Annotated in this window: 11 protein-coding genes, 1 pseudogene and 1 other annotated feature; of the genes and pseudogenes, 1 reads left to right on the forward strand and 11 read right to left on the reverse strand. The window is 36.5% G+C overall.

Annotated features, from left to right (window positions below; all coding sequences use genetic code 11):
• The 9 genes and pseudogenes from CAR_RS07310 to CAR_RS07355 form a co-directional block, all read right to left on the reverse strand.
• Positions 1-1,482, reverse strand: a complete 1,482-nt coding sequence (locus CAR_RS07310) for a sugar ABC transporter ATP-binding protein (protein WP_013711068.1) — start codon at positions 1,480-1,482, stop codon at positions 1-3.
• Between the two features lie 12 nt (positions 1,483-1,494).
• Complete coding sequence (gene rbsD / locus CAR_RS07315) at positions 1,495-1,893, reverse strand: D-ribose pyranase (protein ID WP_041556397.1); 399 nt, start codon at positions 1,891-1,893, stop codon at positions 1,495-1,497.
• Positions 1,868-2,782 carry a ribokinase gene (rbsK, locus tag CAR_RS07320; RefSeq protein WP_013711070.1) on the reverse strand — a complete coding sequence of 305 codons (915 nt, stop codon included), beginning with the start codon at positions 2,780-2,782 and terminating at the stop codon, positions 1,868-1,870. The genes rbsD and rbsK overlap by 26 nt, the downstream gene beginning before the upstream one ends.
• Entirely contained in the window at positions 2,775-3,758 is a 984-nt protein-coding gene (locus CAR_RS07325) for a LacI family DNA-binding transcriptional regulator (RefSeq protein ID WP_013711071.1), read from the reverse strand. The genes rbsK and CAR_RS07325 overlap by 8 nt, the downstream gene beginning before the upstream one ends.
• 305 nt (positions 3,759-4,063) lie before the next feature.
• Complete coding sequence (locus CAR_RS07330) at positions 4,064-4,639, reverse strand: dihydrofolate reductase family protein (protein WP_013711072.1); 576 nt, start codon at positions 4,637-4,639, stop codon at positions 4,064-4,066.
• Positions 4,639-5,523 carry a VOC family protein gene (locus CAR_RS07335; RefSeq protein WP_013711073.1) on the reverse strand — a complete coding sequence of 295 codons (885 nt, stop codon included), beginning with the start codon at positions 5,521-5,523 and terminating at the stop codon, positions 4,639-4,641. Before CAR_RS07335 ends, CAR_RS07330 begins: the two co-directional genes overlap by 1 nt.
• 348 nt (positions 5,524-5,871) lie before the next feature.
• Complete coding sequence (locus CAR_RS07345) at positions 5,872-6,696, reverse strand: MetQ/NlpA family ABC transporter substrate-binding protein (protein ID WP_013711074.1); 825 nt, start codon at positions 6,694-6,696, stop codon at positions 5,872-5,874.
• A gap of 15 nt (positions 6,697-6,711) precedes the next feature.
• Positions 6,712-7,918: pseudogene (locus CAR_RS07350) on the reverse strand (aminotransferase class I/II-fold pyridoxal phosphate-dependent enzyme).
• Between the two features lie 23 nt (positions 7,919-7,941).
• Positions 7,942-9,039, reverse strand: coding sequence for an iron-containing alcohol dehydrogenase family protein (locus CAR_RS07355; RefSeq protein ID WP_013711077.1), 1,098 nt, complete (start codon positions 9,037-9,039; stop codon positions 7,942-7,944).
• A 64-nt stretch (positions 9,040-9,103) separates the two neighbouring features.
• Positions 9,104-9,373: a binding site (T-box leader), on the reverse strand.
• 317 nt (positions 9,374-9,690) lie between these two features.
• Between CAR_RS07355 and CAR_RS07360 the strand changes: the two genes are divergently transcribed.
• Complete coding sequence (locus CAR_RS07360; protein ID WP_013711078.1) at positions 9,691-10,623, forward strand: competence protein ComK; 933 nt, start codon at positions 9,691-9,693, stop codon at positions 10,621-10,623.
• A gap of 62 nt (positions 10,624-10,685) precedes the next feature.
• Here CAR_RS07360 and CAR_RS07365 read toward each other — a convergent pair whose 3' ends face one another.
• On the reverse strand, positions 10,686-11,231 hold the full coding sequence (locus CAR_RS07365) for an RNA polymerase sigma factor (protein ID WP_013711079.1): 546 nt from the start codon (positions 11,229-11,231) through the stop codon (positions 10,686-10,688).
• Positions 11,232-11,377: 146 nt separating this feature from the next.
• Positions 11,378-12,793: a hypothetical protein gene (locus CAR_RS07370; RefSeq protein ID WP_013711080.1), complete on the reverse strand. Its 1,416-nt coding sequence runs from the start codon at positions 12,791-12,793 to the stop codon at positions 11,378-11,380.
• Positions 12,794-13,308: the final 515 nt, after the last annotated feature.

The following is a 13,308-nucleotide window of genomic DNA, read 5'->3' on the forward strand; positions in this document are numbered from 1 at the left end:
TTAGTACCCTCCCGTAGCGAGTTTCATTATTTTTTCTTCTGTTGCTTCAGCTTTAGTTAATTCCCCTGCGATATGACCTTCATGGATTACAATCACTCGGTCACTAACTCCTAAAATTTCTGGCAAGTCACTTGATACCATAATGATGGCTACACCTCTATCCGCTAATTCATTCATTAATTGATAGATCTCCCGTTTCGCTCCCACATCCACACCACGAGTCGGTTCATCCAAAATCAATACTTTTGATCCAATGCCAATCCATTTAGCTAAGACAACTTTTTGCTGGTTCCCACCAGATAAACTGGAAACGCTATCAAATTGATCCTCTGCTTTAACATGTAGACGTTCCATCAATAATTTGGCAAAATCGGTTTCTGCATGTGTATCAATTAGTCCTTTTTTACTAAATCCATCAATCGATGGTAGACTGATATTGTCTCGAATCGAATAATCTAAGATTAACCCTTCTTCTTTTCGATTTTCTGTTAAAAAGCCGATCCCTTTTTGGATTGCCATACTTGGATTTTTAATCGTGATTTTTTCTCCTTCAAGATAAATTTCTCCTTGATCCAATTCATCAATTCCGAACAAGCTACGCATGATTTCGGTTCTTCCGGCACCCATCAAACCTGAAAATCCTACAATTTCACCAGATTTCACTGTAAATGAAATGTTTTCAAAACGATTTTCTTGTGTTAATCCTTTTGTTTCAAATACAGTATTTCCAATTTTGGAGTGTTTCTTTGGATAGTAATCTTCTAAGTCACGTCCAACCATTTTACGTACAACTTCATCATTTGTGGTTTCTTTGGTCAAGGTTGTATCAATCGATACGCCATCTCTCATAACGGTAATGCGATCACTGATTTTAAAGATTTCTTCCATTCGATGTGAGATATAAATAATAGCTACTTTTTTTTGTTTCAACGTTGCAATAATTTTGAACAATACATCAATTTCTCTTTCCGTTAACGCTGCTGTTGGTTCATCCATAATAATGACTTGAGCATTTGTCATCAATGATTTGGCAATTTCAATCATTTGTTGTTGGCCTACTGAAAGTTGTTTAACATCTGCATTCAAATCAATATGGACCCCTAAATCATTAAATGTAGCTTCCGCAAGACTGCGCATCTCTTTTGTTTTAATCCAACCCATTTTGTTCTTAAGTTCTTTCCCAATAAATAAGTTTTCCAGTACCGTCATTTCCGGCCAAGTATTCATTTCTTGGTGAATAAAACTTACCCCATGTTCTTCTGCTTCTTTTGGATTATCGAAATATTTTTTTTCTTCATTGATACTAATTTCACCAGCATCTGATTTGTGCAGTCCCGTTAAGATATTCATCAATGTCGATTTTCCGGCTCCGTTTTCACCCATTAAAGCATGAACTTCACCAGCATGAATATCGAAGTCTACTCCTTTGAGGACAGAATTGCTGCCAAAACTTTTTCTAATGCCTGTCATTTTCACTTCCATCTGACACACCTCCTAAAATAAAACACCTGATTGCAATATTATGTTGGAATAGGGTGTTGCTTCTCCAGTTCGAATAACGACTTTTACCTCTTTCAACTGTTCTTTAAACGCTTCATGACTCACATAGGTTACTTGTTCATCTTCTACTAATGTTGCTTTTATATCCGCTAACTGTGTGGCATTTTGTTCTTTGATCTCCTCAGCTAAAACCACTTTTTCAACTTTCATATCGCTTAAAACGACTTTTAAAACCGATAGAAAAGAAGGTTCAGATAATGTCAAAGCTAAATCTATTTTTTTCACGCCATCTGGTACAGGTAACCCTGCATCACCAATCGCGATTTTATCTGTGTGTCCCAAATCGGATAAGACTTTTGCTATGTCACTATTTAATATTCCATTCTTTTTCATAGTTCTCACTCTCTTTCATTTCTGCTAGCGTAGGCATTCCGCCTTGAGCGCCAAATTTTTGGATTGATAATGAAGCAGCTAAGTTCCCAAAACGAATACTGGAGTCCATATCTAAACCAGCCGTAAGGGCTACAGCAAATGCTCCGTTAAAGGTATCTCCTGCACCTGTTGTATCTGTTGTATCTATCGGGGCTACCGAGTAAGAAGAAACCTGCTTCTCACTTATTCCATCATGATAGTAAACACCTTTAGAACCCATAGTCACAATCAATTGATTCGGGTAGTGAGCTAAACCTTCCGACAAGGTCATATCCGGGAATAACAACTTGAACTCACTTTCGTTTGGAGTCAAATAGGTAGCCTTTTCTAGAATACTTTGGCTGACAAATCTAGCAGGAGCCGGATTATAAATGACTTTAACATTTTGAGCAAAACAGTCCTCAATAATTTGTTCAACAACTTCTTGTGGCAATTCATTTTGTACTACCACGATGTCGCTTGTTTGGATCAACTCATTTAATTTCTCGATTCTGTTTGTATCAATCACATTATTTGCTCCTGGAACATAGACAATGCAATTGTCTCCATCCACAATTGTGATATGAGCTGATCCAGATGGAACTTGTGTAACGGGTTCCACAAAATCTACATGAATGCTATTTTCTGTTAGATTCTGAATCAATTCTTTTCCAAATAAATCTGTACCAACGGTCCCAGCCATATAGACGTCTCCGCCTAATCGAGCACTTGCTACGGCTTGGTTAGCCCCTTTCCCACCAAATGTTGTACTGAAATCATTGCCGGTAATGGTTTCTCCGACTTCTGGTCTTTTATTAGCTGTCACTACAAAATCTGTAGAGATACTGCCAATTACGGTAATTTTACTCATTTTCATCCTTCTTTCTAACTGATTCTCTAATTTTTAACGTTACGGGCAATTGAATACGGCTATTTTCAACGAATCCTTTTTCAAAAATATCACACAACAACTCTGCACCCTTATATCCGATTTCATAAGCCGGTTGAGCAATAGTCGCTAAGCCTGGGTAAACCATTCTGCTAAACGGCATATCATCATAGCCAATGATTTGAAAATCTTCTGGAATGCGGCGACCTCTTTTAAGTGCTTCTTTCATAACTGCCATTGCATAGACATCATTTGAAGCAATCACACTATCCGCATTTGGAAATTTTTCAAAAAACTGTTCTGCCGTTTCCTCTGCTACTTCTAATTTAAAACTAGTCGTTTGGAACAATTGATAGTCTAAGTGACTTTCTTGCAATACTTTTTGATTTCCAGCTAACCGAACAGCTGAACTTGGCACTTCTTTCGGTCCCACCATAACGACAATTTCTTTTGGGCTTCTGGCTACAATCGCTTCAGCAGCCATCATTCCACCTGTATAATCATCTGAATGAACAGCAAAATCGTGATTGCTTTTCACTCGGTCTAATAAAACAAATGGCATATTTGGGAAATCTTTTGTGTTGCCTTGAACAGCTGAGATGACTCCAGCAATGTTATTTTGCGAAAAAATTTTCAAATAATCTTTTTCTTTTTCAAGATCCTCTTCCACATTTCCCAATAACAAGCTATAGCCTCGTTGATTCACACCGTCTTCTACTCCTTTAGCCATCAAAGGAAAAAAAGGATTTGCGATGTCCGGCAACAATAAGCCAATCAGTTTTGATTTTTTTTGATAGAGTGATCTTGCCACCTCATTAGGATAAAAGTTTAATTCTTTTACGGCTGCCTCTACTTTTTTTCGAGCGTCTTTACTGACATAGCCACTATTGTTTAATGCTCTAGATACAGTAGCTACCGATACACCTGCTAATTTTGCGACTTCCTTTATCGTTGTCATGTTATCCCTCGCTCTTTTAAAAGTTTATGTGGAACCGATTACACATGAATCTTACCATCATTTAAAAATACATGCAAGCGTTTTCCTGAAGTTTTTTATTTAAGTTATAGCATCATTAACCATCGCTCTATTATTTTAGACAAACTAACCCCTATTTTGCAATCATTTATCCCATTTCCTTAATTATTGGACAAATAAATTACTTTTTAAAATTATTTGTCCATTTCCATCAATCGTACCATTAATATACATTGCTCTCCAAAAAAAAATAGGCATTCAATTGAATGCCTATAACCAATACTCATTTATCTGTTTACATACCTTAAAATGACGATCCCTTTATCCACCATGTATTCTTCCAGCTTTAACTCAATTGGTGGATACCCGCCATAAAACAACGGACGGCCTGCTCCTAGAATAACTGGGATCAGCCCAATAATATACTCATCAATACATTCTGCTTGTAAAAAGGTATTGATGAGCTTGCCGCCACCAAATAGCATAATGTCTTTACCGGGCTTTAGTTGCTCTTCTTTGATGACCTCAATGATGTCTTCGCCACAAAACTTAATGTTATCATAATCAGTTATTGTCGAATGGGTAGCTACATAAACAGTTTTAGATGTGAATTCCAGGTGCATATCTTGCTCATAACACCTTTTCCCCATTACTACAATATCAATATCTTCTAACAACGTTTCATAATTGTATTGATTGTCTGTATTTAATGTATTATCCTCATATCCTTTAATCCATTCAAAGCTGCCATCTTCATTGGCGATAAATCCATCTAAACTCATTGCTAAGTTCATAATAATCCGTCTCATCCTATCTTCTCCTTTAACAAAACCGCCAATATTTTTATAAAATTGGCGGTTCATTAATACCCTTCATAGGCTTTTTTCAATTCGGCAATATTCATTTTTTTCATTGGAAGAAAGGCTTGTGTCACACGATCCAATTGTACACGGTCTTTTGTATTCATCATGTCATTCATGATCGTAGGCGAAATTTGCCATGAGAATCCGAACTTATCTTTCAACCAGCCACATTGCTCAGCTTCAGGCACAAAAGATAGCTTTTCCCAAAAGTAATCAATTTCTTCTTGTGTATCGCAATTTACTAGAAAAGAGATGGCTTCAGAAAACTTAAATCCAGGTGTCATAGCACTATCCATCGCTACAAAATTTTGCCCTTCTAGATTAAACGTTCCATGCATTACCTTTCCACCCTGACCTTGCTCATCATCCTCACCATAATAACTCAACCCGTCAATGACAGCATTAGCAAATACTGAAGTATAAAATTCCATTGCCTCTTTTGCTTTGCCATACTGTTCATCTGTAAATAACATAGTTGGAGTGATTTTTTGTGAAATCATTTGATCGGGTAAATACATAATTTGCCAAGAAAGACCATACTTATCTTCTGTCCACCCATATTTTTCACTAAATGGATAAGCATCAAGTGGCATCAGTACGGAACCACCCTTGGATAATTGTTTCCATAAATGATCTACTTCCGCTAAAGTTTTACAAACGACTTGTAAAGAAACAGATGGATTCAACTTAAATGTTGGACCAGCTGAAATAGACATAAAAGTTTGGTCAGCCAGAGTGAATACAATACTGTCTGCAGATCCAGAAGGAGTGTCATTAAGAGTTACCACACTGTCAATAGAAGAATGATCAAATAAGTTTGTGTAAAATTCTGCTGCTTCAAGAGCCTCTTTATCATACCAAAGATGCGTAACAATTTTTTGCATGGGTATACCTCCTTATTGCTTTTGTTTAGTTGAGTATACGTCACACAAATAGATTTGTAAAAGCATCTTGACTGTCATTTTCTTATCTTTAAATCATTCTATTTTTAAGTGATCAAGGTACGATTGGTCGATTTAAAATAAAATTTAATTAATGTGAGCACAATGAATCTTAGTTCGTTTAACTCAAAGTCACATTCGGTTTGAGCTGATACAACGAGCCTTAGTTCGTTTAACTCAAAGTCACTTTTCATTTGAGTCGATGCAACGAGCTTTAGTTTGACTAACTCAGAATCGTATTCCAAATGAATCCCCCAAATTTAAGTAGCAATTCCAAAGAAAAATAACTTTTTACCACGCTGGAACAAGAGCTCCTTTAAACTCCTCTTCAATAAACTGCTTGATTTCGTCTGTTTGATAATAGGCAACAAATTGTGCAATGGCTTCGTCATCTTTATCCTCTGTACGGGAAACAATGTAATTGGCTTGTTCTAAGTTATCGATATTCTCCATAAATATTCCGGATTCTTTTGGATTTAGTCCAGCATCTAAAGCGAAATTTGAATTGATACCTGCAGCACCCAAATCTTGCAATTGAGCTGGCAACTGCGCGGCCTCAGATGTAATAAAATCTAAGTTCAATGAATTTTCTACGATATCGCTACTGGTGACTTCTTGTCCAGAGCCTTCTGGTAAAGTAATCAACCCAGCTTCTTCAAATAATTGCAGTGCACGCCCTTCTTGAGTCGGCGAATTCGGGATTCCAATCGTATCCCCTTCTTTAATTTCACTTACATCATCATAAACTTCTGAGTAAATCCCCATTGGAATAGAAATCGTTGGTTCTATTTTTGCCAAATCATATCCACTTTCTTCTACAACTGTATCTAGAAAGGTACCTGTTTGAAAAGAGTTGATATCTAATTCGCCTTCCACTAGAGCTGTATTAGGTTGAACAAAGTCCGAGAATGAAATGACCTTAATTTCAAGTCCATCTTCTGCTGCCAATTTTTTGACTTCATTTACGATATCTTCATGTGGGCCAGCTGTTACGCCAACAGTTAATACGCCATCACTCAACAATCCTTCTTCTGCTGAATCAGCCTTATTTCCACCGCATCCCGCTAAAATAGCTCCAATAGCTACTGTTGTTAATAATCCCGCTTTTAATTTCATTTTATTTTCCCCCTATTAATGACTAAATAATTTTTCTGACCTTACGACGTTAAATGGTGCTAACCGAGCGATTCTTTTTGCGGCTTCTAGAATCCGGTCATCCGATTGTGATAATCCAATCCGAACATATCCTTCTCCTAGTGAGCCGAACCCATTTCCGACAGCAACAATTACATGCGCTTCATTCAACAAGACATCAAAAAATGTTTCTGACGTGAATTCTTTTGGTATTTTGATCCATACATAAAATGATCCTTGTGGTTTATGTATCTCTAATCCTGTATCTTTCAATTCAAAAAGAAATCGATCTCTACGGCTTTCGTAAATGGACACCAATTCTTTTACAGATGATTGATCACTGGTTAATGCTTTAGCTGCTGCTTTTTGAATTCCTCCATATAAACTGACACTTGTATGATCCTGCATAATATTTAAACTTTCGATAACGGATGGATTCCCGACTGCAAATCCAATGCGCCATCCTGCCATATTATGTGATTTCGACAACGTGAAGAATTCAACTCCTACATCTTTTGCTCCCGAAGTCTGTAAAAAAACTTAACGGTTTTTGACCATCAAATACAAGCGCTCCATATGCAGCATCATGTACTACACAAATTTGATTCTTTTTAGCAAATGCAACCGTCTCTGAAAAAAATTCTGGTGTCGCAATTGCTGCTGTGGGATTATTTGGGTAATTTAGAAAAAGCAATTTTGCTTCAGCAGCAACACTCGGATCAACCAAATCATACTCAGGTAAATAATCATTACTGGCTAACAAGGGTAACGAAGCTATTTTTGCATTTGCCAAAGCAATTCCTGATAAGTAATCTGGGTAAGAAGGATTCGGCAGTAAAACCGTATCACCTTCATTCAGTAAGCATTGGCTGATTTCGACGATTCCCGCTTTGGATCCATGTAAGACCGCTACTTCAGTATCTGGATCCACATATATCCCGTATTCACATAAGTAATACTCAGCAACAGCTTTTCTCAAATAATCGTACCCCCTATAAGGTCCATACTGATTATTTTGTGGATCATCTGCTGCAGATTTCAGTTCTTCTATAATAAATTTAGGCGTTGGCAAATCAGGATTTCCAATACCTAAATCAATCACATCGTATCCTTGTTCAATCAGTTTAGTAGCTTTCGCTCGCAAATGAGAAAAGAACTGCTCCGGAAGCCGTTTGAGTGTTGCTGACGGCTCAAATAGTGTCATAAAAATTCCTCCCAATTAATTTTCTATACGGTTGTTACTAAGTAATTTTCTAGTGAACGTATACCGTGTTGGATCACTTCTTTGGATACTTTGTATTGAGATTGCAAAAGAATAGCATCGCCTGCTACTTTAGCGGCAACTTCAGCCAACTGTTCATCAGTCAAATAACTCAAATTTAAATCAGCTAAAGTTTTTGGAAGATTCAACGATTCATAAAAAGCAGACAGTCGATCAATTTCTGCCCAGTTTTCCTCAATCGCAAGTTGAACCATTATGCCATAACCGACTTTTTCTCCATGTAGAAATGTGTGTGTTTCTGGAAAAGCCGTCAGTTTATCATGAACCGCATGTGCAACTGTTGAACGTGAATACCCATCTCCTAAACCACCTACCAATCCGCTGACTGCGATGATGGTCTCACTCACTTGAATAAAAGCGGGAGTCAGTGTTTGATTTTGGATATCGGTCACAGCTTGCAAACCATAGTTGACAATGCTGTCTCGGCAATTCGAAGCTGCTGCACGAGACAATAGAAGCAAAGCATTCGTTTGGTATTCTGGTCTGGATAAGACAAGATCCGATTCATACCATTTAGCCAGTGTATCGGCAATTCCTGCTACAAAGTAATCGACCGGTGCATCCAACAATAGGTTGGGCTCAATAACTAATGTATTTACTTGTTTCGTATGGATAACAAAACCTAGACACACACCTTCAGTAGTATACATTACACTTAGAGGAGTCCAGGGAGCACAATTGCTAGCTAGTGTTGGAATGAGAACCGATTCAACCCCAGGGGATTTAGCTGCGGCATATTTGACAGCATCCATCAGTTTTCCGCCACCTACCCCAATGACCGCCTCCACTTGTGTTTGACCTATGATTCCCACAATACGGTCAACTTCTTCATGGGTACATTCACCGTTAAATAGTGCAAATTCCAATGTAATTTCACTATCCATCAGCTGAGTTAAATAATTTTTCGCTTTATCCCACGAATCTGTTCCATGAATGATCAGGACTTTCGTGATGCCTCGTACACTCAACTTTTCGGTTAAAGAATTCAATACCCCTACTCTGCATTCATATTCTTGTGGACCTGTTCTGGCAATTAATGACATATGCTATTCCTCCATTTTTAGTTTTATCAACAACAAAAAACCGTCCTTGCACAAAAAATATTTGTGCAAGGACGGAAAGATTCACTCTCTCGTGTTACCACCTTGTTTTATAAAAGCTTTACAACTTTTACCTTAACCAGTACGTTTAATTCCAGAAGAACCTTATCATACTGTGACACTCTAACGGGTGCCGACCGGAATAATCTGAAATTTAACAACCTTCGATTAAACCACTCCAAGACCATCTTCCATTTTACTTCTACCGCCTTTTTCCACCATTAGAGGCTCTCTATAAGTTTCGCATAAAATGTACTCTTCTCTTCATCGTGTGTATATGTATAGTTAATAAAAAGATATATCTAATCGTTTTATAACCAAAATATAATTTAACTCACTATAACAGTCTCTTATTTTTTTGTCAATAATCTGCTTTAACAAATTGAGTTATCTATCGAAGTCAAAATAGCTATAAATCGAACCCTTAGTTTGAATTCCTCAAAATAATTGGCAAAAGATTAAAGTGAAATAATTAAAAAACGATAATAATTTAATTAGAATAATTGATTAGGTACTGTTTATCGATTTGGTAACGTTTACAATTAAGTCATACTACGTTTTCATCAAATTGACACATGGAATGGGGCTAGCAGGATGAAAGAAGATTTTTACGATAATCAACACAAAGAATATTACAAAAATTTAAGAACAACCTATTACCAATTTAATAAAAAAATAGCGCCAACTGATTATACATCTCTTCATAGCGAAAAAGGTGACTCGCATTACTATTATGAAACGTCATTTACTCGAATACCGATCAAGCCTTTGTTGATTACAGACACGACTCTTTCCACCTTGTTAGCCATGAGTTTTGAACACTCTCATATTTTGTTAAATGAAAATACCTATTACATAAAAGATATTCGTGATGTTAAAGACACTATATTTAATACCATTGTTTTCCAATTAGGAACTCCACCTTTAAAAACAAAGGAACATTCTCGTACCATTATGAACCGTTACTTCAGTAAACGTCCGTTAAATTACCAAACCGTTCAATCGATTGGTAAAAGTCTAGGGTTTCATCACCGCTGTCCATTTGTCTCAGGCTATCAAATATTTGTACCTGAGAAAGGCTCATCCAACGACTCTACCAGCTGGTACGGGCTCCATCATGCGCTCGATGCCGTGGAAGATAAAAAAGGAAATAGTATGCAAGTATATTTTCGAGACGGTCACGAATTGAAGCTTTTTATTTCAGCTCGTAGCTTTAACGAACAAGTAGAGAGATCCGCTAAACTTTCTTTTCTTCAGCAAAATGTGATTGATGAACTCGTTGGACTTTTGCACTTTTCCCACACACCTCATTTTACTGATGAGCTAAATATTGTGCAAAGACGTGTACAATCTTCTACTTTCCTATCCGTACTTTCTCCAATAGAAACACTCATCAATTATTTAACCATCTACCGTGCAAATGAATCGCTGGAAACGATTCTCGGAGAAGGGAACCCCTATATTGATGAGATTAGAGAAGATTTTTCTCTAAGTTTAAAATTTAAACCAACCTATTTTCATGACTAAAACGAACAGCTGATGCGATTGTTTTTGATTCGCATCAGCTGTTTTTATGGTTCAAAGTTCTATTAGTCTTTTAAGATAAGCAAAAAATGCGCTAACTTTTCAGCTACTCTCTTTTTCCATTGATAGACTGTTTTCCGACTAACTCCTTGCTTTTTAGCAATTTCCGTAACCGATAAACGAGTGACTACTGTGTCTAATAAATAAGCTTGTTCATTTTTAGTCAGCAATGGTAACATTTCTTTCAATAAATCCATCTCTTGATACACTTGTTCAAAGGGCAATTGAGTGTCTGGCTGCTGTTTAACCAAGTCTTCTGGCCAAGGCATTTCACTTTCCCATTTTCGTTGTTGTTTCCTTAACAAGTCCAACATTTTCCAACGAACCTTAGTGTATGCAAAACCAGTAAATTGATACAGATATTCTTCCTGCTCTAAGTCTTTCGGAAACATTTCGTATGCTTCTACCAATTTCAGCAAGCCTTGTTGCACAAAATCATCGTAGTCTGAATGATTGCGGCTCACACCTAATTTCTTCAATACCCCATGGACGATTCCTGAATGCTGATCAAAAAATGCTTTTTCCATTTCTTCACTTAGTTTCCTTATCATTTGTTTCAAATCCTTTATTGTGGTGTTACAAGGCCTTGTACTCTTAAAGCATAAGGTCTACTTATAAAACCGACAAGAAACCAAACTAGACTAAAAAGCTTCCAAAATCTCTTATTAAAGAGACTTTGAAAGCCATTGCTACTCTTTTAAAATTTAAATATAAATCCATTGATAATGACAAAAGCAGCCAGCACAATAAATAAGGAACTGTTAGAAAATGCAGCTGCTTCATTTTTTTCGTCCGTTACAGTTTCTTCTGTAATTGAAGATGCATCTATCGCTTGAGCAGACTCTTTGGTTGATACTTGATTTTCATTTTGAGTACTAGTCGCAATCGCTTTTTTTTGTACATCTTTTAGCTCTACTGTCATTTCTTCCTTACTAACTTCTGTTTTAGATTCTGCTAAACTTGTCTCGACTTCTTTTTCTGATGTATTACTTTCTTCTTCATGTAGTATAGGCATCTCTGCATCAATTGTATCCGGTTCTTCTTCGGTCAACTGTTCTTCTATAGTGAAATTCCCGATTGATAAATCAGCTTGAAGCTGTTTTTCTTTTGCTTCTTTTAAAAATTCCAACTGTTGAATTTTTTCTAGCAATAAGTCTCTATTTTCTTGTACATCTTTGTCTTCTATTTCCGCTGCTGTTTGTTCTATTAGTAGTTGTTTGTTTAGTTCATCAATTTGTTTTTGTAAATTTTCTTTGTCTAATCCAATTACAAATTGGTTATACAAGGTAAACGGATTGCCTTGCTCATCACTACCACTTAGGTGATCGATCACCCAATCGCCCATTAACTCATTGGTGATAGAAGCCAATTCTCCTTCATAGGCTTTTGTTTCTTCATTAAACCTTAAAGAGAGCAGCAACTGTTGATCTATTGATTCTCCGTCTTTAGTCAACGAGCGATAAACAACTGTTACATTTGTCAATTGTTCATTTTCAACTGAATGCAAACTAAATTGAAGCTTTTCACCCACTTTAACTGCTTTTGGTTCAACTTTAATCGATGTGAGATCAATTAGATCAGCTGGGTGTGGAAGCACTTCAAAATCACCTACTTTTAGTTCAGAATCTTCGTTTGTCAAATTTCTCGTTTCCAATACACTTGAGACTTCATTTTCATCAATTCCAACCGCTTTTGTCAATAACCAATGACCACTAGTTGTCTCTTTAGTCGTCTCCAATTGCCCTACATACTGTTTTTTTGCAGCATCATAGGTTAACTCAACGGTTGTTTCTGTTTTGGTGTCACTAGCTAAATAACTTAAAACAATCGTCTCGAAACTTAGTTCTTCCTGCAGCGTCAGGCTGAATGATCGTTGCTCACCAGCATGAGCTATTTTAGGTTCAATGGATACCTGATCACTCACAATCACCTTATTCTCTGGGGTAGGTTTTTGGGTTTCTACAGGTTCGTTGATTTCATTTGATGGAGCACTTTCTAATATTTCACTTGATTCGGTCTCATCGTTTGTTGCTGCCAATACAGATTGACTTTCAAAATTAATGAGCAGCAGTATGCTCACCGTCAGCAGCACTCGTATACTTGTTAATGTCATTTTTTATGTATCTTCCATTCTATATGTAATCTAATGGTCCCTTAACTAGTTTAGCGCAATCCACCAGTTAATCAATCTTTTTAGAGCAAATGACACCAAATAGACAAAAAAAGCTGAGAACTACTCCTCAGCTTAATTTTTGTGATTTTTTTAGCAATAACAGTTGAATAATTATTTAAAAATCATTTTTTATGTATCCCTATTTTCAAATAAATTAAACAGGTTTTTTCTGACTTTGTCATAATTTGTTCATTACTAAAAAAATTCTAATTCAATTTTTTTAATTTTTAATCTTTTTCAAGAAATTTTATGCTAAAATAATTTGAATTCGTTTAAAGATTCACATTTAATTGAATGGTTTGAAGAATTTGTTCAACATTATTCTTAACAACAAGAAATTGGATTTCTTTAGCTAGCCAACTATTTAAATCATCAAACGAGTACTTGTTCTTACGCAGGACTGTATCAATTGGACAATCAATGTCACCATCGGCATTTATTAAAACATCGTCAGC

Source organism: Carnobacterium sp. 17-4 (genome assembly GCF_000195575.1).
Lineage (GTDB): Bacteria > Bacillota > Bacilli > Lactobacillales > Carnobacteriaceae > Carnobacterium_B.

Bases quoted from the DNA above. Each gene is read 5' to 3' on its own strand.
- CAR_RS07310 (WP_013711068.1), bottom strand. From the start codon at position 1,482: ATGGAAGTGAAAATGACAGGCATTAGAAAAAGTTTTGGCAGCAATTCT.
- rbsD (WP_041556397.1), bottom strand. From the start codon at position 1,893: ATGAAAAAGAATGGAATATTAAATAGTGACATAGCAAAAGTCTTATCC.
- rbsK (WP_013711070.1), bottom strand. From the start codon at position 2,782: ATGAGTAAAATTACCGTAATTGGCAGTATCTCTACAGATTTTGTAGTG.
- CAR_RS07325 (WP_013711071.1), bottom strand. From the start codon at position 3,758: ATGACAACGATAAAGGAAGTCGCAAAATTAGCAGGTGTATCGGTAGCT.
- CAR_RS07330 (WP_013711072.1), bottom strand. From the start codon at position 4,639: ATGAACCGCCAATTTTATAAAAATATTGGCGGTTTTGTTAAAGGAGAA.
- CAR_RS07335 (WP_013711073.1), bottom strand. From the start codon at position 5,523: ATGCAAAAAATTGTTACGCATCTTTGGTATGATAAAGAGGCTCTTGAA.
- CAR_RS07345 (WP_013711074.1), bottom strand. From the start codon at position 6,696: ATGAAATTAAAAGCGGGATTATTAACAACAGTAGCTATTGGAGCTATT.
- CAR_RS07355 (WP_013711077.1), bottom strand. From the start codon at position 9,039: ATGTCATTAATTGCCAGAACAGGTCCACAAGAATATGAATGCAGAGTA.
- CAR_RS07360 (WP_013711078.1), top strand. From the start codon at position 9,691: ATGAAAGAAGATTTTTACGATAATCAACACAAAGAATATTACAAAAAT.
- CAR_RS07365 (WP_013711079.1), bottom strand. From the start codon at position 11,231: ATGATAAGGAAACTAAGTGAAGAAATGGAAAAAGCATTTTTTGATCAG.
- CAR_RS07370 (WP_013711080.1), bottom strand. From the start codon at position 12,793: ATGACATTAACAAGTATACGAGTGCTGCTGACGGTGAGCATACTGCTG.